The 23115-nt window shown below is 53.3% G+C and carries 22 protein-coding genes; 12 read left to right on the forward strand and 10 right to left on the reverse strand.

What is annotated here, in order from left to right:
* Positions 1–107: 107 nt before the first annotated feature.
* From asnB to nagB, 5 genes are all read right to left on the reverse strand, one after another.
* Positions 108–1775, reverse strand: a complete 1668-nt coding sequence (gene asnB / locus DFO57_RS00510) for an asparagine synthase B (protein ID WP_013025032.1) — start codon at positions 1773–1775, stop codon at positions 108–110.
* Positions 1776–2079: 304 nt separating this feature from the next.
* Positions 2080–2832: an HAD-IIA family hydrolase gene (locus DFO57_RS00515; RefSeq protein ID WP_013025033.1), complete on the reverse strand. Its 753-nt coding sequence runs from the start codon at positions 2830–2832 to the stop codon at positions 2080–2082.
* A gap of 40 nt (positions 2833–2872) precedes the next feature.
* Positions 2873–4093, reverse strand: a complete 1221-nt coding sequence (locus DFO57_RS00520; RefSeq protein WP_013025034.1) for an N-acetylglucosamine repressor — start codon at positions 4091–4093, stop codon at positions 2873–2875.
* Positions 4094–4100: 7 nt separating this feature from the next.
* Positions 4101–5249 carry an N-acetylglucosamine-6-phosphate deacetylase gene (gene nagA / locus DFO57_RS00525; protein ID WP_042678141.1) on the reverse strand — a complete coding sequence of 383 codons (1149 nt, stop codon included), beginning with the start codon at positions 5247–5249 and terminating at the stop codon, positions 4101–4103.
* A 60-nt stretch (positions 5250–5309) separates the two neighbouring features.
* Complete coding sequence (gene nagB / locus DFO57_RS00530) at positions 5310–6110, reverse strand: glucosamine-6-phosphate deaminase (RefSeq protein ID WP_014593179.1); 801 nt, start codon at positions 6108–6110, stop codon at positions 5310–5312.
* A 325-nt stretch (positions 6111–6435) separates the two neighbouring features.
* On the opposite strand from nagB, the gene nagE reads away from it, so the two are divergent.
* The 3 genes from nagE (at position 6436) to DFO57_RS00545 (ending at position 10918) form a co-directional block, all read left to right on the forward strand.
* The gene (gene nagE / locus DFO57_RS00535; protein WP_014593180.1) at positions 6436–8472 is read left to right on the forward strand and encodes an N-acetylglucosamine-specific PTS transporter subunit IIBC; all 2037 of its coding nucleotides are present in this window, start codon (positions 6436–6438) and stop codon (positions 8470–8472) included.
* A gap of 151 nt (positions 8473–8623) precedes the next feature.
* Positions 8624–10291 carry a glutamine--tRNA ligase gene (gene glnS / locus DFO57_RS00540; RefSeq protein WP_014606305.1) on the forward strand — a complete coding sequence of 556 codons (1668 nt, stop codon included), beginning with the start codon at positions 8624–8626 and terminating at the stop codon, positions 10289–10291.
* 231 nt (positions 10292–10522) lie between these two features.
* A complete protein-coding gene (locus DFO57_RS00545; protein WP_013025039.1) occupies positions 10523–10918 on the forward strand; it encodes a hypothetical protein in 396 nt (131 codons plus the stop codon).
* Between the two features lie 60 nt (positions 10919–10978).
* Here the strand turns inward: DFO57_RS00545 and fur are convergent, their stop codons facing one another.
* From fur to ybfF, 4 genes are all read right to left on the reverse strand, one after another.
* Positions 10979–11422 carry a ferric iron uptake transcriptional regulator gene (fur, locus tag DFO57_RS00550; RefSeq protein ID WP_013025040.1) on the reverse strand — a complete coding sequence of 148 codons (444 nt, stop codon included), beginning with the start codon at positions 11420–11422 and terminating at the stop codon, positions 10979–10981.
* A gap of 335 nt (positions 11423–11757) precedes the next feature.
* Positions 11758–12288 carry a flavodoxin FldA gene (fldA, locus tag DFO57_RS00555; RefSeq protein WP_006118431.1) on the reverse strand — a complete coding sequence of 177 codons (531 nt, stop codon included), beginning with the start codon at positions 12286–12288 and terminating at the stop codon, positions 11758–11760.
* Positions 12289–12410: 122 nt separating this feature from the next.
* Positions 12411–12695, reverse strand: coding sequence for a LexA regulated protein (ybfE, locus tag DFO57_RS00560; protein ID WP_013025041.1), 285 nt, complete (start codon positions 12693–12695; stop codon positions 12411–12413).
* Positions 12696–12861: 166 nt separating this feature from the next.
* Entirely contained in the window at positions 12862–13626 is a 765-nt protein-coding gene (gene ybfF / locus DFO57_RS00565; RefSeq protein ID WP_072137876.1) for an esterase, read from the reverse strand.
* Positions 13627–13878: 252 nt separating this feature from the next.
* Here ybfF and seqA point away from each other — a divergent pair, with 252 nt between their 5' ends.
* Positions 13879–14430, forward strand: a complete 552-nt coding sequence (gene seqA / locus DFO57_RS00570) for a replication initiation negative regulator SeqA (RefSeq protein WP_019104980.1) — start codon at positions 13879–13881, stop codon at positions 14428–14430.
* A 25-nt stretch (positions 14431–14455) separates the two neighbouring features.
* Positions 14456–16096: a phosphoglucomutase (alpha-D-glucose-1,6-bisphosphate-dependent) gene (gene pgm, locus DFO57_RS00575; protein ID WP_013025044.1), complete on the forward strand. Its 1641-nt coding sequence runs from the start codon at positions 14456–14458 to the stop codon at positions 16094–16096.
* Positions 16097–16138: 42 nt separating this feature from the next.
* Here the strand turns inward: pgm and kdpE are convergent, their stop codons facing one another.
* Entirely contained in the window at positions 16139–16813 is a 675-nt protein-coding gene (kdpE, locus tag DFO57_RS00580) for a two-component system response regulator KdpE (protein ID WP_014606301.1), read from the reverse strand.
* Positions 16814–17067: 254 nt separating this feature from the next.
* Here kdpE and DFO57_RS00585 point away from each other — a divergent pair, with 254 nt between their 5' ends.
* The 7 genes from DFO57_RS00585 (at position 17068) to pxpA (ending at position 23069) form a co-directional block, all read left to right on the forward strand.
* Positions 17068–17268, forward strand: coding sequence for a DUF2517 family protein (locus tag DFO57_RS00585; RefSeq protein WP_014593185.1), 201 nt, complete (start codon positions 17068–17070; stop codon positions 17266–17268).
* Positions 17269–17441: 173 nt separating this feature from the next.
* Positions 17442–18401 (forward strand): 2-thiouracil desulfurase family protein, encoded by a 960-nt coding sequence (locus tag DFO57_RS00590; protein ID WP_110014977.1) that lies wholly within the window; start codon positions 17442–17444, stop codon positions 18399–18401.
* Positions 18402–18413: 12 nt separating this feature from the next.
* Entirely contained in the window at positions 18414–19841 is a 1428-nt protein-coding gene (gene phrB, locus DFO57_RS00595) for a deoxyribodipyrimidine photo-lyase (RefSeq protein WP_072137877.1), read from the forward strand.
* A 17-nt stretch (positions 19842–19858) separates the two neighbouring features.
* Positions 19859–20602, forward strand: coding sequence for a type 2 GTP cyclohydrolase I (locus DFO57_RS00600; RefSeq protein WP_078828546.1), 744 nt, complete (start codon positions 19859–19861; stop codon positions 20600–20602).
* A 157-nt stretch (positions 20603–20759) separates the two neighbouring features.
* Complete coding sequence (gene pxpB / locus DFO57_RS00605; RefSeq protein ID WP_110014978.1) at positions 20760–21416, forward strand: 5-oxoprolinase subunit PxpB; 657 nt, start codon at positions 20760–20762, stop codon at positions 21414–21416.
* Positions 21410–22342 carry a 5-oxoprolinase subunit PxpC gene (gene pxpC, locus DFO57_RS00610; RefSeq protein WP_110014979.1) on the forward strand — a complete coding sequence of 311 codons (933 nt, stop codon included), beginning with the start codon at positions 21410–21412 and terminating at the stop codon, positions 22340–22342. The genes pxpB and pxpC overlap by 7 nt, the downstream gene beginning before the upstream one ends.
* The gene (gene pxpA, locus DFO57_RS00615; RefSeq protein WP_014606297.1) at positions 22332–23069 is read left to right on the forward strand and encodes a 5-oxoprolinase subunit PxpA; all 738 of its coding nucleotides are present in this window, start codon (positions 22332–22334) and stop codon (positions 23067–23069) included. Before pxpC ends, pxpA begins: the two co-directional genes overlap by 11 nt.
* Positions 23070–23115 lie beyond the last annotated feature (46 nt).

Consider the following 23115-nt stretch of genomic DNA (forward strand, 5'->3'; position numbering starts at 1 on the left):
GGCTTATAACCAGGGTGATGCTTTATTCGGCAATTTTTCAGTGAATACAACGGCAATAACAAAAAAGATGGGCCGTATACGGGCCATATTGTCACTCAGTATAGCACTTATTTGTAGGCAGACTGGTGAACGCCCACGGCACGTCCTGACGGGTCATCCATGTTTTTGAAGGCTTCGTCCCACTCGATGGCTTTTGCCGATGAACAGGCAACAGACGGCCCGCCTGGTACGCACTCTGCAGCGCTCGGCAGTGGGAAGAGTTCTTCAAAGATTTCACGGTACAGGTACGCTTCTTTCGACCCCGGCGTGTTATACGGGAAACGGAAGTGCGCCGTCGCCAGTTGCTGATCGCTGATTTGTTTGGCCGCGACTTCTTTCAGTGTGTCAATCCAGCTGTAACCCACGCCGTCAGAGAACTGCTCTTTCTGGCGCCAGGCCACGCTTTCGGGCAGGTAAGAGGAGAAGCATTCACGCAGAATGTGTTTTTCCATTTTACCGTTGCTGCCGCACATCTTGTCTTGTGGGTTGATACGCATGGCGACATCCAGGAATTTCTTATCCAGGAACGGCACGCGTGCTTCAACGCCCCAGGCAGACATCGCTTTGTTGGCGCGTGCGCAGTCAAACATATGCAGGGCCAGCAGTTTGCGAACGTTCTCCTCATGGAACTCTTTCGCGTTTGGCGCCTTATGGAAATACAGATAACCACCAAAGACTTCGTCAGCCCCTTCGCCCGACAGCACCATTTTGATGCCCATGGCTTTAATCTTACGCGACATCAGGTACATCGGTGTGGAGGCGCGAATCGTGGTCACATCATAGGTTTCAATGTGGTAGATCACGTCACGAATCGCATCCAGGCCTTCCTGCACCGTGAAGTGAATTTCGTGGTGCACCGTACCCAGATGCTCTGCCACCAGTTTGGCCGCTTTCAGATCCGGTGATCCTTCCAGACCGACCGCGAACGAGTGCAGCTGTGGCCACCAGGCGTCACTTTTATCCTGATCTTCCACGCGTTTGGCCGCGAAACGTTTGGTTACCGCTGAAATAATTGACGAGTCCAGACCACCAGACAGCAGCACGCCATACGGAACATCGGACATCAGGTGGCTTTTTACTGACTCTTCCAGCGCATGTTTCAGTTCTGCTGCGTCGGTCACGTTGTTCTCAACGTTCTGGTATTCCATCCAGTCACGCTGCCAGTAACGACGAATTTCACCGTCGGTGCTGGAAAGGTAGCTTCCTGGCGGGAATTCTTTGATTGAACGGCACACCGGCACCAGCGCTTTCATTTCTGAGGCGACAAACAGGTTACCGTGCTCATCGTTGCCCATATACAGCGGGATGATACCGATATGGTCACGGCCAATCAGATAGGTGCCTTTGACGCTGTCATACAGGATGAAGGCAAACATGCCTTCCAGTTCGTCAAGAAAATCGACACCTTTCTCCTGGTACAGCGCCAGAATCACTTCGCAGTCAGAACCGGTCTGAAACGCGTAGCGATCGCTCAATTTTGCGCGCAGGGCCTGATGGTTGTAGATCTCACCATTGACTGCCAGTACGTGGGTGTGGTCAGCGTTATACAGCGGCTGTGCACCGTTGTTCACGTCAACAATTGAGAGGCGCTCATGAGCAAGAATGGCGTGGTCATCGGCGTAAACGCCTGACCAGTCCGGCCCACGGTGACGCATCAAACGTGAGCTTTCCAATGCTTTTTTACGTAACTCAACGGGATCGCTTTTCAGATCCAGCACACCAAAAATAGAACACATATCTGACTCCTGAACTCACCTGCGGCGATGTAATTTTACGTTTGTCCGGCAGCCTGTGGCTGCGTGATGTATAAGAAAATGCGTTATTTACGGTCCCCAATGCAAGAGGAATCGTATTTTGCTGATGAAAATGTTGTTGTGTGGCGAGGTATATTGAATTTTATCTAACAGAATTGGGTTTTTATTGTTGAATCGGCAATGAAATGAAATTTCAGCACGCTTTTTGAGCGAGGATAACGGGCGCAGAGAGCCATAAAGGTGAGACGCACCACAGAATCTGGCAGTGCGTCATAAGAGAAATGAATCAAAAGAGGTCGATATCGGCAACAGACGGGAAAATCCAGTCAGGACGGAAAGGCATCGCATCAATGTCGGTAAGCGTGGATACGCCCGAAAGCACCAGAATCGTTTCCAGACCGGCCTGAAAACCAGCGAGGATATCGGTACGAAGATTATCGCCCACGATAACCGTTTCCTCTGAATGGGCCTGCATCTTGTTCAGCGCGGCGCGCATGATGTAGGGGCTGGGCTTGCCAACGTAAAATGGCCTGCGACCTGAAATCTTTTCAATACCGGCACACAGTGCGCCACAGGCGGGCACAAAGCCCCGGGCATGCGTATCGGGATTGGTTGCAATGAACCGCGCGCCGTTTGCCACAAAGAAAGCGGCCTTGTGCATCATGTCCCAGTTGAATGAGCGGGTTTCCCCGACGATAACGAAATCCGGGTTAACGTCAGTGATGGTAAAACCGGCTTTATACAGCTCGTGTACCAGCGCACCTTCGCCAATGACATAGGCTTTTTTGCCTTCCTGGCGGCGTAAAAAGTCCGCGGTGGCCATGGCTGAGGTGTAAAACACCGAATCCGGTATGTCGATTCCCGCTGAGGAAAAACGGTTTGCCAAATCACGCGCCGTTTGTGAAGGATAATTGGTCAGCACCACCAATGGCATGTCTTTCGCCAGGATGCGCTGCAAAAATTCTTTCGCGCCGGGCACTGCGGTATTGTCGTGCATCAGCACGCCATCGATATCACAAATTACATTTTTAATCGTCATAAAGGGGTTCCGATACGCGCCGCGCTGAGTAAGGCCGCGCTTAGTCTTCCAAAAGATGTTGCAGCAGAATGCCGTTTAACATCGCCCGTTTTGCCAGGGCAAAGGCCCCAATCGCGGAGCGGTGATCGAGTTGTGAACGCACCACCGGCAGATGTTTACGGAAGGCCGCCAGCGCCTGGGTATTAATGCAACTTTCTATGGCCGGGAGCAACACGCGTTCAGCTTCCGTAATTTCGCCGGCCAACACAATTTTTTGCGGATTAAACAGGTTAATGGCGATAGCAATGGCTTTACCCAGATAGCGACCCACGTATTCGACAACTTCACTTGCCAGCGCATCGCCCTGGTTCGCAGCCTGACAGATGTGCGGCATCTGGCAGGCATCCTGAGTCAATATGCTGGGGTAGCCTTTATTCAACAGCTCTCTGACGCGCTGTTCAATGGCGCCATTCGCCGCGATGGTTTCAAGGCAGCCAAAGTTACCGCAATGGCAGCGTTCCCCGAGCGGATCGACCTGAATATGGCCGATTTCGCCCACGTTGCCATTACTGCCCAGGAATATTTGTCCGTTGGCAATAATCCCTGCGCCCGTTCCCCGATGCAGTCGCACTAATATGGAATCAGCACAGTCACGGGTTGCGCCAAAATAGTGCTCTGCCAGCGCCAGACTGCGAATGTCATGACCCACAAAGCTGGTCACCTTAAAGCGTTTTTTCAGGTTGGCCACCAGAGGCCACTGGTCCACCGTAATGTGCGGCATATAACGGATAACGCCATTATGCGGATCGACCAGGCCAGGCAGAATCACCGAAATGGCTATCAGCTCACGAATTTTCGCTTCGCTCTGCTGAATAAAATGCGCAACGGCATCGAACAGCGCCTGCTCCAGCGTGTCCTGCGTGGTTTGCGGCAGGGGATAATCCTGCTGAGCCAGTGATTTGCCGCTTAAATCGAACAGCGTTAAGGTCGCATCGTTGCGGCCAAGGCGCACGCCGATAGTGTGAAAGTGACGGGTTTCAGTGACGATGGAGATCGCGCGGCGTCCGCCGGTGGACGCCTGCTGGTCCACCTCTTTGATCAGGCCGCGCTCAATAAGCTGGCGGGTAATTTTGGTGACACTGGCGGGCGCGAGTTGGCTCAGATCCGCAATCTGAATGCGCGAAATCGGTCCCTGTTGGTCGATTAACCGGTAGACGGCTGCGCTGTTCAGTTGTTTGACAAGATCGACATTTCCAATTTGTGTCTGGCCGCCAGTAGTCATTCAGTGCTTACTCGCTCAGGACGTTATCTCCATTGACTAACGTCTTAATAATTTTAAAGTCGCGTGTAAATACGGTCAGATTGGCGAGTTTTCCTGCCTGGATAGTGCCTGACTGTTTTTCTACGCCCATTGCCCGTGCCGGATAAAGTGATGCCATGCGCAGCGCTTCATCCAGTGGAATGCCTGCATGTTCAACGCTGTTTTGCACGGCTTCGATCATCGTCAGTGCTGAACCGCTCAGCGTGCCATGTTCATCAACACAGAGTCCATCACGATAATATATTGTTTTACCAGCAAAAATAAACTTATCGATTGTGGCACCTGCGGGCGCAGTGGCATCGGTTACCAGGACCAGCTTGTCACCCTTAATGCGTTTGGCATTACGAACGTTAGCGTAATGAACATGTAAACCATCCGCAATGATGCCGCAGTATACATCAGGCGCATCAAACAGCGCACCGATTAGGCCCGGCTCACGCCCTGCAAAGGCCGGCATGGCATTATAAAGGTGCGTCGCAAAGGTGATGCCGGCGGCAAAACCCGCTTTGGCTTCTTCGAAGGTGGCATTGGAATGACCCGCAGACACCACAATACCGGCGTCGCTGAGTTGGCGAATCACGGCGCTTCCGACGCTTTCTGGCGCCAGTGTGACCTTGCTAATCACATCCGCGTTCGCACACAGGAAATCGACCATCTTCGGATCGGGCTGGCGAATAAGGGCAGGGTTGTGGGTGCCTTTTTTGGCGACGTTCAGCCACGGACCTTCCAGATGTAATCCCAGCAGAAAGTGGGGATACTTCTGCAAAAAGGCGCGCATTGTTTCGACGGCGCGCACCATGAGTTCGTCACTGCTGGTAATCAGCGTTGGCAGAAAGCTGGTGCAGCCGGATTTAACATTGGCGCGGTGCATGGTTTCCAGCGTTTCCACGCTGATGGCATGGATATCGTCATTAAACTGCACGCCTCCACAGCCGTTAAGCTGCAGGTCAATAAAGCCGGGTGCGATAATCGCGCCCCCAACATCCTGTTGTTCTATTTCTGGCGGCAAGGCTGCCAGAGAGCAAACCTGCTCAATTTTGCCGTCAGCGATGACGACAGCATGATGATCGAAAATGTCATCGCCGCTGTAGATACGGCCGTTCACTAATGCGTACATCTTGTTCTCCCGGCTTGCCTGCCGTTAACGCGTCTAACCGCAGGTGACGAAATGATTGTGTTAAACGCCCTGCATATTTTCCGCTTCCATTTCACGGAAGTATTTCACCGTTTTGACTTTTAGCTCCATGGTGGCAGGCTCATCACAGACCACCACGGATTTAGGATGAAGCTGCAGGCAGCTAATCGTCCACATATGGTTCACGTTCCCTTCAACAGCAGCCTGCAACGCCTGGGCTTTTACGTGCCCGGTGACCAGGATCATGACTTCTTCGGCATCCAGCAGCGTACCAACGCCGACTGTCAGCGCGTATTTGGGTACCTGATCCACATCACCGTTGAAAAAACGCGAGTTCGCTACGCGCGTGTCGTGCGTCAGGGTTTTAATCCGGGTGCGTGAAGACAGAGAGGAGGCGGGTTCATTAAACGCGATATGCCCATCGTTACCAACGCCGCCCATAAACAGGTGAATTTTACCCAGTGTCCGAATTTTATCTTCATAACGGCGACATTCTGCGTCAATATCTGGCGCATTACCATTCAGTAAATTGATATTTTCTGGTTGGATATCAACGTGGTCGAAGAAATTGCGGTACATAAAGCTGTGATAGCTTTCCGGATGCTCTTTCGGCAAGCCAACGTATTCGTCCATGTTAAAGGTCACGACATGTTTAAAGCTGACCTGGCCCGCTTTGTGCATGTCAATCAGGTGTTTATAGGCTTCCAGCGGCGTTCCGCCCGTGGGCAGTCCCAGGATAAAAGGCTTGTCAGCACGGGGATTAAACGCATTGATGCGATTGACGATATGGCGTGCCGCCCATTTGCCGACCTGAGTTGGGGTGGATAACGGAATCAGTCTCATATTGCACCTCGAATGTGAGTTAACGGTTAGACGTGCAGCTAATACGCGGGTCAGGCCTGAAGTGGCAGGCGCAAAGGGTGTTAGAAAGCGCACATCTTGATATTTCGCATCATAAAATAAGTTTGCCTTTATAGCCAGTGAGAGTGACCTTAAAAATCGATTTATGGTGATAATTGTCACAGATAGTAGCTATTAATTTGTGAAGCGAATTAAATTGTTATTACACTCCACAGCATTGAGTGTAATGCCGTAAGAGGCTTGCTGCTGACATAACAACATTAAGCGGCAGCATAGCTACAGAGTCAGTTCATAGGGGGAAGGGTCAATGTTAAGTTATTTACAACGAGTGGGACGGGCGCTGATGGTGCCGGTCGCCACTTTGCCTGCTGCTGCAATACTTATGGGGATCGGCTACTGGATCGATCCGGACAGCTGGGGCGCGGGCAATGCCTTTGCCGCCTTGCTGATTAAATCCGGTGGCGCGATCATTGAAAACATGTCGGTGCTATTCGCGATTGGCGTGGCGTACGGTATGTCAAAAGATAAAGACGGCGCGGCCGCACTCACCGGCTTTGTTGGTTTCCTGGTCGTGACGACGTTGTGTTCGCCTGCCGCCGTAGCGATGATTCAGAAAATACCGGTGGCTGACGTCCCTGCGGCCTTTGGGAAAATCAGCAATCAGTTTGTCGGTATTCTGGTTGGGGTTCTGTCAGCCGAAGTCTACAACCGCTTTAGCCATGTTGAACTGCCCAAAGCGTTCTCTTTCTTCAGCGGCCGTCGTCTGGTCCCGATTCTGGTCTCCTTCCTGATGATTCTGGTCGCGTTCATCCTGATGTATATCTGGCCAGTCATCTTTAATGGTCTGGTGAGCTTTGGTGAGCATATCCAGAAGCTGGGATCGGTAGGGGCTGGCGTCTATGCCTTCTTCAACCGATTGCTTATTCCGGTAGGCTTACATCATGCGCTGAACTCCGTGTTCTGGTTCGACGTCGCGGGCATCAACGACATTCCTAAATTCCTCGGCGGTGCGCAGTCGCTGGCGAATGGCACCGCTATTCCGGGCATCACGGGCCGTTATCAGGCGGGCTTCTTCCCTATCATGATGTTCGGTTTACCCGGCGCAGCGCTGGCGATTTACCATTGTGCTCGTCCTGAAAATCGGGCGAAGGTCGGCGGGATCATGTTGGCGGCGGCTTTTGCAGCCTTCTTTACCGGCATTACCGAACCACTGGAATTTTCCTTTATGTTCGTGGCACCGGTACTCTATGTCATCCATGCTGTGTTGACCGGTCTGTCTGTGTTTATTGCTGCCAGCATGCATTGGATTGCCGGCTTTGGTTTCAGCGCGGGGCTGGTGGACATGGTGCTCTCATCCCGCAACCCCCTGGCGACGCACTGGTACATGCTGATTCCGCAAGGGCTGGTGTTCTTCGTTATCTACTATGTTGTGTTCCGTTTCACCATCAAAAAATTCAACCTGATGACGCCGGGCCGTGAACTGGCGGTTGCTGGCGATGAAACCGATGGTTATGACGTGAATGTGGATACTACCGACAACGGTGAGAGCGCGACCGAATCTCTGGCGCGTCGTTACATTGGCGCGGTGGGCGGTTCAGACAACTTAACCGCGATCGATGCCTGCATTACGCGTCTGCGTCTGAATGTGAAGGATGCCGGGCAGGTTAATGAAGGCGTGGCGAAACGCCTGGGTGCCTCAGGTGTCATCCGCCTGAACAAGCAGAGCGTTCAGATAATCGTCGGCACACAGGCTGAAAGTATCGCCATGGCCATGAAAAAAGTGTTGGTGAAAGGCCCGGTTGCAGCCGCTACCGCCAGCACCGCCAGCGCACCCGCTGCGGCCAGCGACGTGAAACCTCAGGCTGTGTTAAACAGTGAAAAACGCGTTATCGCGACTTTAGTGGCGCCCGTGAGCGGTGAAATTGTGCCGCTGGATGCCGTACCGGATGAGGCCTTTGCCAGTAAAGCGGTCGGCGACGGTGTGGCAATCAAACCCAGCGACAAGCGCGTTGTGGCCCCCATTGCGGGCACCGTGGTGAAAATCTTTAACACTAACCATGCGTTCTGCCTGGAAAGTGAAAACGGGGTGGAGATCGTGGTGCACATGGGGCTGGATACCGTGGCGCTGGGCGGTCAGGGCTTTACCCGTTTAGTGGAAGAGGGCGCTCAGGTCACGGCAGGTCAGCCGGTGCTGGAGATGGATCTTGACTATCTCAACGCCCATGCCCGCTCGATGATAAGTCCGGTGGTGGTCAGCAATATTGAAGACTTCGCAGGATTAACGCTGTTGACGCAGGGCCAGGTGATCGCGGGTGAAACCCCGCTGTATGAAATTAAAGGCTAATTCGCTGTATCAACAACAAAAGGCAGGACGCGATTCCTGCCTTTTTTATTTTAAACGCCCAACAAACGGTTGTTTCTCTGCAACGCTTTGTGGATCATACCCGGATATTACGTGGTATAAACCACCCTTTCTACGCGTTGAGGATTTTGAGATGAGTGAGGCTGAAGCCCGCCCAACTAACTTTATTCGTCAGATTATTGACGAGGATTTGGCGAGCGGGAAGCACAGCAGTGTGCATACCCGTTTCCCGCCAGAGCCAAATGGTTATCTGCACATCGGTCATGCTAAATCAATCTGCCTGAATTTTGGTATTGCACAAGACTATCAGGGCGAGTGCAATCTGCGTTTTGACGATACCAATCCGGTTAAAGAGGATATGGAATTTGTTGAGTCCATCAAGCGTGATGTGCAGTGGTTGGGTTTTTCGTGGAGTGGCGACGTTCGTTATTCATCTGACTATTTTGATCAGCTTTACCAGTATGCGGTTGAACTGATCGGAAAGGGACTTGCCTATGTTGATGAACTGACCCCTGAAGAAATTCGTGAATACCGGGGAACGTTAACCGCGCCGGGTAAAAACAGCCCATACCGCGATCGCAGCGTGGAAGAGAACCTTGCCCTGTTTGAAAAAATGCGCAACGGTGAATTTGCAGAAGGTAAAGCCTGTCTGCGTGCAAAAATTGATATGGCTTCCAGCTTTATCGTTATGCGCGACCCGGTGCTGTACCGCATTAAGTTTGCTGAGCATCATCAAACCGGCAACAAATGGTGCATCTACCCGATGTACGATTTTACCCACTGCATTTCCGATGCGCTGGAAGGCATTACGCATTCACTCTGTACACTGGAGTTCCAGGATAACCGCCGTCTGTATGACTGGGTGCTGGACAACATCACGATTCCGGTTCATCCACGTCAGTACGAATTTTCGCGCCTGAATCTTGAATATGCGGTGATGTCAAAACGCAAACTCACGCAGCTGGTCAGTGAGAAGCATGTGGAAGGCTGGGACGATCCCCGTATGTTAACCGTGTCCGGCCTGCGTCGCCGTGGTTATACCGCGGCCTCAATCCGTGAGTTTTGCCGGCGTATTGGTATCACCAAGCAGGACAACATTGTTGAAATGGCCTCGCTGGAGTCTTGTATCCGCGACGATCTCAACGAAAATGCGCCACGCGCGATGGCGGTGTTGGATCCGGTGAAGCTGGTGCTGGAAAACCTGCCGGCAGGCCATAACGAAGTGCTTAGCATGCCGAACCATCCTAACAAACCGGAGATGGGGACGCGCGACGTGCCGTTCAGCCGCGAAATCTGGATCGATCGGGCCGATTTCCGTGAAGAAGCTAACAAGCAGTATAAACGCCTGGTGCTGGGTAAAGAGGTGCGCCTGCGTAATGCGTACGTGATCCGAGCCGAGCGCATCGCGAAAGATGAAGAAGGCAATATCACCTGCATCTACTGCACCTGTGATGTGGATACGCTGAGCAAAGATCCTGCTGACGGCCGTAAAGTTAAAGGCGTGATTCACTGGGTGTCCGCTGAACATGCGCTGCCCGCTGAGTTCCGTCTTTACGATCGCCTGTTTAGCGTACCCAATCCTGGCGCGGCAGACGATTTCCTGACCACGATTAATCCCGACTCGCTGGAAGTCAAACAGGGCTTCGTTGAACCCGGCCTGCGTGATGCGGTGGCCAGCGCGCCCTACCAGTTTGAGCGCGAAGGCTACTTCTGTGCCGACAGCGTTTATTCAACCCCTTCACAGTTAGTGTTTAACCGCACGGTAGGTTTACGCGATACCTGGGCGAAAATCGGCGAATAATTTCTCTGTGATGTTGACCGCAGAGTAATCGAAAGGGCGACTTATCGCCCTTTTTTATTGCGGCGATTTTTTTTAGTACCGACGTTTCTCCTGAGCAGAGTCAGAGTATTAATTTTATTTTTGTGCAACCGCTCTCAGTTTAATTTTTTTAATAAATTTCCCAGTGTTAATTCTTTTTTTTCAGGTAGGCTAACCCTCTGAAGTATCAGTTTGTGGGTTTAAAAGGAAAAAATGACACTTTTTGCACAGGAAGCCAAACATAGCGTTGTCGTGTTACATCAGCTTATTGAACATATTTTTAATCATGGTCGGGATGGTGGCGACAGTTTTCATCTGCTGCTCTCGCACTTTCATCCCGATTTTAAGATGGTCACGCCGCAGGGAAAACAGCTGAATCTGGATCAGGTTGAAGATCTTTTTCGACGACTGCAGGGGGCAAGGGAAGGGATGCGCATTGCGACCAGTGAGCATGTAATTCTTTCTGAGCATGCGAACGAAGTGACGATTCAGTATCGCGAACTGCAGATGATGAATGGTGAAAATAAAAGCCGTATTTCGCTGGCGATTCTGGACTGCACCACCTCTGTTCCACGCTGGCGCTACCTGCAGGAAACGCTCGTGACCTGAGCGACAGCAATAAAAAAGCCGATGTGAACATCGGCTTTTTTACTTTATACCCGAAAGCGCTTATTTGTCGTGCAGCGTTTCGTCTTCACGGCAGTCGCCCAGTGCACAGTGGCCGTACAGGTACAGGCTGTGGTTGGTGAGCTTAATACCATGACGGGTCGCGATTTCACGTTGACGCGTCTCAATGGATTCGTCACTAAATTCAATCACTTTACCGCAATCCAGACAGATCAGGTGGTCATGATGGTGCTGCTGCGTCAGCTCAAACACCGATTTACCGCCTTCAAAGTTGTGGCGGGTCACGATGCCTGCATCGTCGAACTGGTTAAGCACACGGTAGACCGTGGCCAGTCCAATCTCTTCGCCCATGTCGATCAGGCGTTTATACAGATCTTCCGCGCTGACGTGATGGCATGCAGGTTCCTGAAGCACTTCCAGAATTTTGAGTCTGGGCAATGTGACTTTCAGGCCAGCCTTCTTTAATGCGGTATTGTTGTCAGTCATGCGGATATTGTCCTGTTACTTTAGTCACTCTTGTGGCACGTAGCCTGTATGTCGATCGACCGCCATTCTCATTTGCGTCTCATTATAGAACTGATGCGCTGAAATGAAAACCGATGTCCTTGCGATGCGCCAGCGGCGATGTTCGCTGCGCATGGCATGGAAAGCGGACGAGTCGCATTTCGCGTTTTGTCATCTCAGTTCCAGGGAAATAAGCAGATGATCGATGCGGGTATTCTACAGATTAAATGGGGAAAGTTACAAAAATGTAGCTATTATTTTTATAGGAAAAGCCGTTTGCCCAGTGTGAACCTGCGTCCACACTGAGCTCAGCGCGATCAGGCTTCAATGATTTCTTTGAGCTGCAGCTCATCAAAAATTTGCTTAACCCATTTATCAACGCGTTCGTTGGTCAGCTCTGGCTGGCGATCTTCATCAATAGCCAGACCCAGGAAGTGGTTGTCATCAGCCAGGCCTTTTGACGCTTCGAAGTGGTAACCCTCGGTCGGCCAGTGGCCCACGATGATGGCGCCGTTAGGTTCGATGATGTCACGAATGGTTCCCATGGCATCACAGAAGTACTCTGCGTAATCTTCCTGATCGCCACAGCCAAACAGCGCAACCAGCTTGCCGTTAAAGTCGATCTCTTCCAGCGTCGGGAAGAAGTCATCCCAGTCGCACTGGGCTTCACCGTAATACCAGGTGGGGATGCCCAGCAGCAGAATGTCAAAGGCTTCTAAGTCTTCTTTAGTGCTTTTCGCGATGTCGTGAACTTCTGCAACGTCTTTACCCAGTTGTTTCTGGATCATTTTTGCAATGTTTTCGGTGTTACCGGTATCGCTGCCAAAGAAGATGCCTACGATTGCCATGGGTAAAATAACCTCTTAAATCCTGATGATAGAATGAATGCCGGAGCCTGTTCAGCAAATGATAGCAGACCGTGCAAAAGGGCGGAATGTGTAAAGCCGCGACATTTGTTTCTGTGTGCGGTTTACCCGCGTGAGTCCAGTTTGAGTTGTGCCAGCAGCATTTGTTCAATTAATTCGCTGCGGCTGAGATTGCGCTGCTCAGCCAGCATATTCAGCGCTTCAACGGCTTCACTGTTCATTTTGAGTTCGACACGACGAAGTCCGCGCCCTTTGTCGCGTTTCAGTTGATTGCGTTTGTTGATACGCAGTTGTTCATCACGCGTAAGCGGACTGGTTTTTGGGCGACCAGGGCGACGCTCGTTAGCGAACAGATCGAGCGTCGTACGGTCAGTGTGTTCTTTTGCCATGACTTAGTACAACTGAGTGGGCGCGAACGAGAAGTTTCCGCTGCGCAGATTAAAGTATTGACTCTTCCCGCGGGCAACCGCGCCTACGGCAAAAATTTAGCGCGCCATCATACTCCAGGCTAACCGCGGACGCCAATCTTAAACTTTTACAGCCAGTTAAGATGTTTTAAAGCGCAAAAAAGCGTCGAATACTGCGTAAAACGGCATCAGGTTTTTCAGCATGGACCCAGTGACCAGCACCACCTATCACATGTGCATGCGCGGCCGGGAACTGCCTGAGTAACGCGTCACGATACTGATTATCCAGATAAGGTGAGTCGCCACCGCGAATAAACAGCGCGGGATGTGGCCAGGCAGGCACCTCCTGCCAGCCGGAGATCAGCGCATAGTTGTCCCATAACACCGGGACATTAAAGCGCCATTCGCCCTGACTGAATGATTTCAGGATGAACTGAATGACGCCGTCCTCATCAATGTGGTTGCGCATGATCTCTGCGGCTTCAGTGCGTAAGGTGACGCCAGCGGCCGTGACGGCCCGGATAGCGGCGAAAATCTCGTCATGCCGACGTGTCTGATAGTCAACGGGCGCGATGTCGATCATCACCATCTGTTCGATACGTTCTGGTGCCAGCGCGCTCATTGTCATGGCGATCTTACCGCCCATGGAATGACCAATGACCGCGATCCGCTCAATCCCCTGAGCATCCAGCGTATCCAGCATGTCCTGAGCCATCACCCTGTAGTTCATCTGGTCTGCGCGCGGCGATAGCCCGTGGTTGCGCACATCAACCTGAATAAGCGGTCGATCGTCTTTAAGCCCTCGGGCCAGAATGCCAAGGTTATCAAGACTGCCAAACAGACCATGAATCAGCAGGACAGGTGTGGAATCAGAAGAAGATTGTTCAGTTTGCAGGCGCGCATTCAAAATCATAGCAAAGTTCTTAAGTGTGAGACCTGAGCTTAGGTTATCATGGTTTCACCTTTTCAGGCGCGCTGCTTCCGGCGGCATTAGGACATATTCTGACTTTTGCCCATAAACCGTTTGAATGCTATCAGCCTGTCTGAATTTAACTTTATAATCTTCATGTTAGAACTTGCCTCCTTTTTGAAATGCCGATCAGCAGCTCGGGGTATTCAGAAAATCGCGGGTTCTGTCGTGAGTAAAAAAACCGTACGGAATAAGATGAAAACGATCGAAGTTGACGAAGAGCTCTACCGTTATATTGCCAGCCACACGCAACACATTGGCGAAAGTGCATCCGATATTCTGCGCCGTATGCTGAAGTTTACTGCCGGTCAGCCCGCGGCGGTCAATGACACGCAGCCCGTCTCCGCACCGGCCCCGTCTAAAGCGGCACCGTCGGCAGGTAATGAATCGCGTCCTCAGGATCGTGTTCGCGCGGTGCGTGAGCTAATGCTGTCGGATGAATATGCGGAGCAGAAGCGGGCGGTTAACCGCTTTATGCTAATCTTGTCAACGCTCTATCGTCTGGATACCGCAGCGTTTGCCGAGGCGACAACGTCGCTGCAGGGCCGCACGCGCATCTATTTCGCGGGCGATGAACATACGTTGCTGCAAAGCGGTACCCATACCAAGCCGAAGCACGTTCCCGGCACGCCGTACTGGGTTATTACCAATACCAATACCGGTCGCAAACGCAGCATGGTTGAACACATTATGCTGTCGATGCAGTTCCCGTCGGAGCTGGCAGAGAAAGTTTGCGGCACCATTTAAACTGAAGCGTCAGGGAGAAGCGCCAATGGCCAATCACCCCCGTGCCGGGCAGCCTGCCCAGCAGAGCGATTTGATTAACGTTGCACAATTAACTTCACAATATTATGTCCTGCAGCCCGATGTGGCTAACCCAGAACATGCGGTGAAATTTGGCACATCAGGCCATCGCGGTAGCGCAGGACGCCACAGCTTTAACGAAAAGCACATCCTGGCGATAGCTCAGGCGATTGCCGAAGAGCGTAAAAAGAACGGGATTACCGGTCCGTGCTACGTAGGTAAAGATACGCATGCGCTTTCTGAACCTGCGCTGTTGTCCGTGCTGGAAGTGCTGGCCGCAAACGGCGTTGACGTGATTGTTCAACAGGACAATGGCTATACGCCAACGCCGGCGATTTCAAACGCCATCCTTGAGCACAATAAATCGGGCGATCAGCTGGCGGATGGCATCGTTATTACGCCTTCGCACAACCCACCTGAAGACGGCGGGATTAAATACAATCCGCCGAACGGTGGCCCTGCCGATACCAACGTCACCAAAGTGGTTGAAGATCGCGCGAATCAGCTGTTGAAAGAGGGCCTGAAAGGCGTGAAGCGTCTGCCACTGGACCAGGCCTGGGCCAGCGGTCACGTGGTTGAGAAAGATTTGATCCAGCCTTATGTTGAAGGCCTTTCACAGATCATCGATTTCCCGGCGATTCAAAAAGCGGGCCTGAAAATCGGCGTCGATCCGCTTGGCGGTTCCGGCATCGCTTACTGGCAGCGCATTGCTGAGCACTACAAACTCGATCTGACCCTGGTGAATGACGCCGTTGATCAGACGTTCCGCTTTATGCATCTGGATAAAGACGGCGTGGTGCGCATGGACTGCTCGTCCGAATCTGCCATGGCGGGCCTGCTGGCCTACAAGGACAAATTTGACCTGGCGTTTGGCAACGATCCCGATTACGACCGCCACGGTATCGTCACGCCTGCCGGCCTGATGAACCCGAACCACTATCTGGCCGTTGCTATCAACTATCTGTTCCAGCATCGCCCACAGTGGGGCAAAGACGTTGCCGTGGGGAAAACCCTGGTGTCCAGTGCCATGATTGACCGCGTCGTTAACGACATCGGCCGCAAGCTGGTGGAAGTGCCGGTGGGCTTTAAGTGGTTCGTGGATGGCCTGTTCGACGGCAGCTTTGGCTTCGGTGGGGAAGAGAGTGCGGGCGCTTCATTCCTGCGCTTTGACGGTACGCCCTGGTCCACCGATAAAGACGGGATCATCATGTGTCTGCTGGCAGCGGAGATTACCGCGGTCACCGGCAAGAACCCGCAGGAGCACTATGATGAGCTGGCCGCGCGTTTCGGTGCACCCAGCTACAATCGCCTGCAGGCGTCAGCCAGTTCCGCACAGAAAGCGGCGCTGTCTAAGCTGTCACCTGAAATGGTGAGTGCTGACACGCTGGCGGGCGATCCGATCACCGCGCGTCTGACCGCTGCGCCGGGCAATGGCGCGTCTATCGGCGGCCTGAAAGTGATGACGGAAAACGGCTGGTTTGCTGCCCGTCCTTCAGGCACCGAAGATGCATACAAAATCTATTGTGAAAGTTTCCTCGGCGCAGAACACCGCGCGCAGATAGAAAAAGAAGCGGTAGAGATTGTCAGCGAAGTGCTGAAAAACGCCTGATTTGCCTGTTAAATGAAAAAAGCGCCTTAGTGGCGCTTTTTTTTATGGCATAAACCGGTAGCCGATGCCGGTTTCCGTGAGCAGATGTACCGGCTGGGTAGGATTCGCCTCCAGCTTTTGCCGCAGGTGCCCCATATAGATCCGCAGATAGTGGCTGTGTTCAACGGCGTTTGGTCCCCACACCTGGCTCAACAGCTGCCGCTGGGTCAGCACTTTGCCCGCGTTGTTCAGCAGCGTCGTCAGCAAACGAAACTCTATCGGCGTAAGGTGCACTTCCTCGCCAGCGCGCAGCACTCTGCGGGCCGCAATATCCACGGTAACGTCGGCGAAGCTGACCTTGGGATCGGTATGTTGTCCGGCATGACGGCGCAAGGCGACGCGAACGCGTGCCAGCAGTTCACCAATACCGAAGGGTTTCGTCAGGTAATCGTCGGCCCCTGCATCCAGCGCGTCAATTTTATCCTGTTCGTCGATTCGGGCCGACAGCACAATCACGGGCAGCGTGCTCCACTGACGCAGCTCGCCAATAAAGGTTTTGCCATCGCCATCGGGCAGGCCGAGATCGAGAATGACCAGATCGGGTTTTCGCGTCGCCGCCTCAATCAACCCACGTTGTAGCGTTTCGGCATCGAAAACCTTCAGGCCTTCGCTTTCCAACGCGATGCGCACGAAGCGGCGAATTTCTTTCTCATCTTCAATGATTAAAACCGTGGTCACGCCAATCCTGCCATTGCCTGAAAAGGGAAAATACACTGTATCAACTTTTCAGCCTTTCGTCCGTGTTGCCATCGAATCGCGCTAAAGATCATCGTCAAAACCATTATTTAACCAAAATGTAACTAATTTTCAGATTGTCATTAACAGTACAAAAAAGCGTCAAATTTAGTGGTCAGATGAGTAGTAAAATTACACAATCAGGCGTAATATTGGATGCAGATCACATTTAACCGACTTTTCGTCAGGAGGAATCCATGTACCGGACTTATTCTCGTCATAAAATCATTTTGCGCCGTACGCTGGTTATCCTGTTGGGCCTGCTGGCTCTGCCGGTCATGCTGTTTCGCAAGGATCGTGCCCGCTTTTACAGCTATCTGCATCGTGTGTGGTGCAAAACCAGCGCCAAGCCGGTCTGGCTGGCACAGTCTGAAGCCGCTGCCGGTGTCTTTTGGTAATCAGACCGCATTAAACCGCCTCAGCCCTGAATTTCTGGCCCGTTCCCTGAATCTTATTACGGGGAACGGGTTTTTTTTGAGCATTATCGTCATCTGCAAAGCCCCGCAGGCTGATTTCCCCACTATTTTGCGCTACACTTAAACCTCTACAAGTTTTCGGAGGTTGTACAAGTATGAGTGAGAAAATTCCGGTTGGAATCAGCGCTTGTCTGCTTGGTGAGAGCGTCAGATTTGATGGCGGCCATAAGCGCCTGGCTTTCGCTACTGATCAACTCACCCCTTTTGTACGTTTTGAACCTGTCTGCCCCGAAATGGCGATTGGCCTTCCTACGCCTCGCCCGGCCTTACGCCTCGTTAAAATGGGCGATGATGACGCTCTGCACCTGTGCTTCAGTAAAGAGGGCGGAGAGGACATCACCGATAAAATGCGCGACTGGTCCGAAAACCGCGTTAAATCCCTTCATCATCTCTGTGGCTACATCCTGTGCGCAAAATCACCCAGCTGCGGCATGGAACGGGTCAGGATTTATGAACCCGCCACCAACAATAACCGCAAAGCAGGCACCGGCATTTTTACCGCCTTTTTGCAGCGTGAAATGCCCTGGCTACCGCTTGAAGAAGATGGTCGCCTTAACGATCCCACCCTGCGCGAAAATTTTATTGGCCGGGTTTGTGCCCTGCATGAGTTTAATCAGATGTGGAAACAGGGCCTGACTCGTCACAACCTGATGGCTTTTCACAGCCGCTACAAGCTGCTGCTGTTGGCGCATTCTCAGAAGAAATACCGTGAGCTGGGGCCGTTTGTTGCCTCAATGAACCAGTGGGAATCGTTGGAGGCTTTTGCCTTTGAATACCGCAGCCGACTGATGGATTTGATGTCACAGCCCGCGTCCCGCACGAATCACACTAACGTTTTGATGCACGTTCAGGGTTATTTCCGTAGTCAGTTAAGCTCTCCTCAGCGCAAAGAGCTGACGTCGCTGATTGACTGCTACCGGCAGGGAACGCAACCGCTGTTAGCACCCATTACGATTCTTAAGCACTATATGGCGGAATATCCGCACCCCTGGCTGACACAGCAGCGTTACTTCGATCCTTACCCCGAAGCCCTGCGCCTGCGATACGGACAATGATTCAGGAGTACTATGACCACGCATTTAGTCTGGCTGCGAAACGACCTGCGTATTAACGATAATCTGGCGCTGCACGCGGCGTGCACCCAACCCGATGCCAGGGTGATTGCGCTGTTTATCGCAACGCCCGGGCAGTGGCAGCAACATGAGATGGCGGCCCGCCAGGTCGCATTTATTCATCAGAGTCTGGATATGCTGCAGTCCTCACTCGCGGAGCGGGGCATTCCGCTTCACTTTCATCAGTGTGATGATTTCGCGGCCAGCATCGATTTTCTGGTCGGCTTCTGCCAAAAGCAGCAGGTCGATAAGCTTTTCTACAATTACCAGTACGAAGTCAATGAGCGTGAACGGGATGCCAGCGCAGAAAAACGCCTGCATGAGGCGAACGTAGTCTGCCAGGGCTTTGATGACAGCCTGCTGCTGCCACCGGGCAGTATTCAAACCGGCGATGGCGAGATGTATAAAGTGTTTACGCCGTTCAGCAAGGCCTTCTTACGGCGGCTACAACAGGGTTTACCCGAGTGTGTGCCGGCTCCCAAAGCCCGTGAAGGTGCGCCGCTTAAAGAGCCAAAAAGCTTTCCGCCTTTTGATTATCCAAAAGCGGATATCGACACGTCGCTGTTTCCGCCCGGTGAACAGGCGGCCGTTAAGCGGTTACGTGAGTTTGCCAAACAGGCGGTGCTCGATTACGCAAAGCAGCGCGATTTGCCCGCGCTGGACAGCACCAGTCGTTTATCGGTCTATCTCTCTACCGGCGTGCTCTCGCCACGGCAATGCCTGCATCGAATCCTACATGAACAACCTAAAGCGCTGGAGAGCAGTCCGGCTGCCGTATGGATCAACGAACTGATATGGCGTGAATTTTACCGTCACCTCATCGTGGCACATCCGCGCCTGTGCAAACATCAGCCTTTTGTTCACTGGACACGCAACGTGGCGTGGCAACGTAACAGTGCGCACTTCGACGCCTGGAAGGCGGGGAAAACCGGTTATCCCATTGTGGATGCCGCCATGCGTCAGATGCAGACCATCGGCTGGATGCACAATCGACTTCGCATGATTACCGCCAGCTTTCTGGTGAAAGACCTGCTTATCGACTGGCGAGAGGGCGAGCGGTACTTCATGCAGCAGTTGATCGATGGCGACCTGGCTGCCAACAATGGCGGCTGGCAATGGGCGGCGTCAACCGGCACCGATGCCGCGCCTTATTTCCGCATTTTCAACCCGACCACGCAGGGCGAGCGCTTCGATAAAGAGGGGGAGTTTATTCGCCGCTATCTGCCAGAGTTGAAAGAGGTGCCTGACAGCGATATCCATCAGCCTCACCAATGGGCGCAGAAAAATAACAAGAAACTCGATTATCCGGCGCCAATCGTGGAACATAAGGACGCACGTAAAAAGACACTCGACGCCTTTGAGCGCGCGAAGAACGCGGCCTGAGGCGGCAAGGAGCAGAAATGAATCACTACGAGTTAGAAAAAATCGTCAACCAGCAGCTCAATACCGCTGCCTTCAGCGACTATGTACCGAACGGCCTTCAGGTTGAAGGCCGCGCCAGGATAAAAACGGTGATTACGGGCGTGACCGCCTGCCAGGCATTACTGGATGAAGCGGTGGCCCGCCGGGCCGATGCCGTGCTGGTCCATCACGGTTATTTCTGGAAAAGCGAGCCTGCGGTCATTAAAGGGATGAAGCGCCAGCGGCTGCGCACCCTGTTGGCTAACGATATTAACCTCTATGGCTGGCACCTGCCGCTCGATGCGCACCCGCAGTTAGGGAATAACGCGCAACTGGCCAGGCTGTTGGGGATCGATGTGGTAGGCGAGATCATGCCGCTGGTGCCGTGGGGCGAGTTCGCTCAGCCCATTACCGGTGAGCAGCTGGCACAGCGTATTACCGAGGTATTAGGGCGTCAACCGCTGCACTGCGGTGATAATGCACCTGCTGCAATTCGTCGTGTAGCCTGGTGCAGCGGCGGTGGACAAGGATTTATCGACGCTGCGGCTGGCTTTGGGGTAGACGCATTTATTACTGGCGAAGTGTCAGAGCAGACGATTCACAGCGCACGTGAGCAGGGTCTGCACTTTTTTGCCGCGGGTCATCATGCCACCGAACGCTGCGGCATTCAGGCGCTGGGCGAGTGGCTGGCAGCAGAGCATGGCCTTGATGTGACCTTTATTGATATCCCCAATCCTGCCTGATCCTCTGGGTTCTGTATCACGCGGCAGAACCCAAATCTATTGACACGTCTCTGTCACTTTCGCATAACTACCTTCCTAAGGCCGCAACATCAGTGCCTGCTTTTGGACGCCAGCATACTGCCTGAGCGCAACCATTTTTTTAACCGGGAGGTGCGCGTTGCAAGAAACACGATGTTACATGCTGGGCGAACGCGCGGTGGTGCTGGAGCTGGCTCCGCCGGTTTCCCTCACCAGTCAGCAGCGAATATGGCAGTTGAGCGAGCGCTTACAGTCACATGGCGCGATACGGGACGTGATTCCCGGCATGAACAACCTCACGTTGTTGCTGGAGGAGGCGCCCTCCGACGCGCAGCAGGCCACAGCGCAGCTTCAGCAGTGGTGGCTGGAAAGCAAAGCGCAGGCAACCGGATCTCGTCTGGTAAAAGTGCCGGTTATCTACGGCAGTGAAGCAGGCCCCGATCTGCTTCAGGTGGCCGATCATGCTGGACTGTCAGCAAAGCAGGTGGTCGAGTTACACAGCAGTAGCGAGTACGACGTCTTTTTTATTGGTTTTCAGCCGGGATTCCCCTATCTGGCCGGGCTTGATCCCCGCCTGCACATGCCGCGCCGCGCGGAACCGCGCGTAGCCGTACCGGCAGGTTCGGTGGGGATAGGCGGGAGCCAGACGGGCGTGTATCCGCTGGCTTCTCCGGGCGGCTGGCAGTTGATTGGTCAAACCCCGGTGGCGCTTTTCACTCCGCAACAGCAGCCACCGACGTTGCTGCAACCCGGCGACAAAGTCCGGTTTGTGCCGCAAAAGGAAGGTATATGTTAACAATTCTTCGGGCTGGGCTGGCCACCAGCATTCAGGATCTGGGCCGCAACCGCTGGCGTCAGTACGGTATCGGTGTCAGTGGCGTTCTGGATCAGCCTGCCATGATCACGGCAAATTTACTGGTCGATAATCCGCCGGGCAGCGCCGTTCTGGAAATTGTCCTGGGCCAGTTTAAAGCCGAGTTCAGACGCGATGGCTGGTTCGCCTTGACGGGCGCCGGCTGTCAGGCCGAACTGGACGGGAAACCCGTCTGGACCGGCTGGCGGTTGCCGGTTAAAAAAGGCCAGGTGCTGGTGTTAAAGAAACCGGTTCACGGTATGCGCAGTTATCTGGCGATACAGGGAGGATTCGATGTCCCAGAGGTACTGGGCTCATGCAGCACAGATATCAAAGCCGGGTTTGGCGGCTTCCAGGGGCGCACGTTGCAGGATGGCGATCGTATTCCTCTGGGCAAATCGGGGCAGCCCTTTACGCATAAGAAAGGGGTAAAGCAGTTGCTGTGGGGCAATCGCATTAGGGCACTGCCGGGGCCGGAATATCATGAGTTTAGTGAAGAGGCACAGCAAAAGCTGTGGCGAGCGGCATGGACACTCAATCCGCAAAGCAACCGCATGGGCTACCGTTTGCAGGGGCCAACCTTGCAGCGTGAGGCCTCACGCGAGCTGTTATCTCACGGACTGGTACCCGGCGTTATTCAGGTGCCGGGAAACGGACAACCCATTGTATTGCTGGCGGATGCACAAACCACCGGGGGCTATCCGCGCATCGCCTGTGTGATAGAGAGCGATCTCTACCATCTGGCGCAGATCCGTCTGGGGGAACCGATCCATTTTATTCTCTGCACGACTCAGGAAGCGCAGGCGGCAAAGCGGCAGCAACAGCTCGCCCTGGATCAAATGGCATGGGGACTGGCTAATGAAAATTGATTTAAACGCCGATTTGGGCGAGGGCGGCAGTAGCGATCGTGCGCTATTGCAACTGGTAAGCTCCGCCAATATCGCCTGCGGGTTTCACGCGGGCGATGCAGAAATGATGCTGCAGTCCGTTCGCTGGGCCAAAGCGTTTGGTGTGGCGATTGGTGCGCATCCCAGCTTCCCTGACCGTGAAAACTTTGGCCGCAGCGCCATGCAACTGCCGCCAGAAACCCTTTACGCACAAATCATCTATCAGGTCGGCGCATTGAAAAGCCTGGCGGAGAGCGAAGGGCAATCGTTGGTCCATGTAAAGCCGCATGGGATGTTGTATAACCAGGCTGCCGCCGACGCGGGCCTGGCGGACACCATTGCGCGTGCCGTTAAGGCCGTCGATGCCGGACTGATCGTCGTGGGGCTGGCGAACAGCGAATCGATTCGTGCGGCGGCGCACCATGGCCTGAAAACCCGCGAGGAAGTTTTTGCCGATCGCGGTTATCTCAGCAGCGGTGCTCTGGTGCCCCGCGGTCAACCCGGCGCATTAATTGAAGAGGAAGCTCAGGCAATCGATCAGACGTTGATGATGGTGCAGCAGGGGCGGGTAAAAAGCGTAAGTGGTGAGTGGGTAGCGGTTAACGCGCAGACCGTCTGCGTGCATGGTGACGGCGCACACGCGCTGCAGTTCGCTCAACGATTACGTGCCAGCTTCGCGAATAACAATATTGCTGTAACCAGTCAATAAAACAGCACCGCCGGGCTGATAAGCTCAGGCTTTTTTTGGTCTATCA

This window comes from Pantoea sp. AG702, assembly GCF_003182295.1.
GTDB lineage: Bacteria > Pseudomonadota > Gammaproteobacteria > Enterobacterales > Enterobacteriaceae > Pantoea > Pantoea ananatis.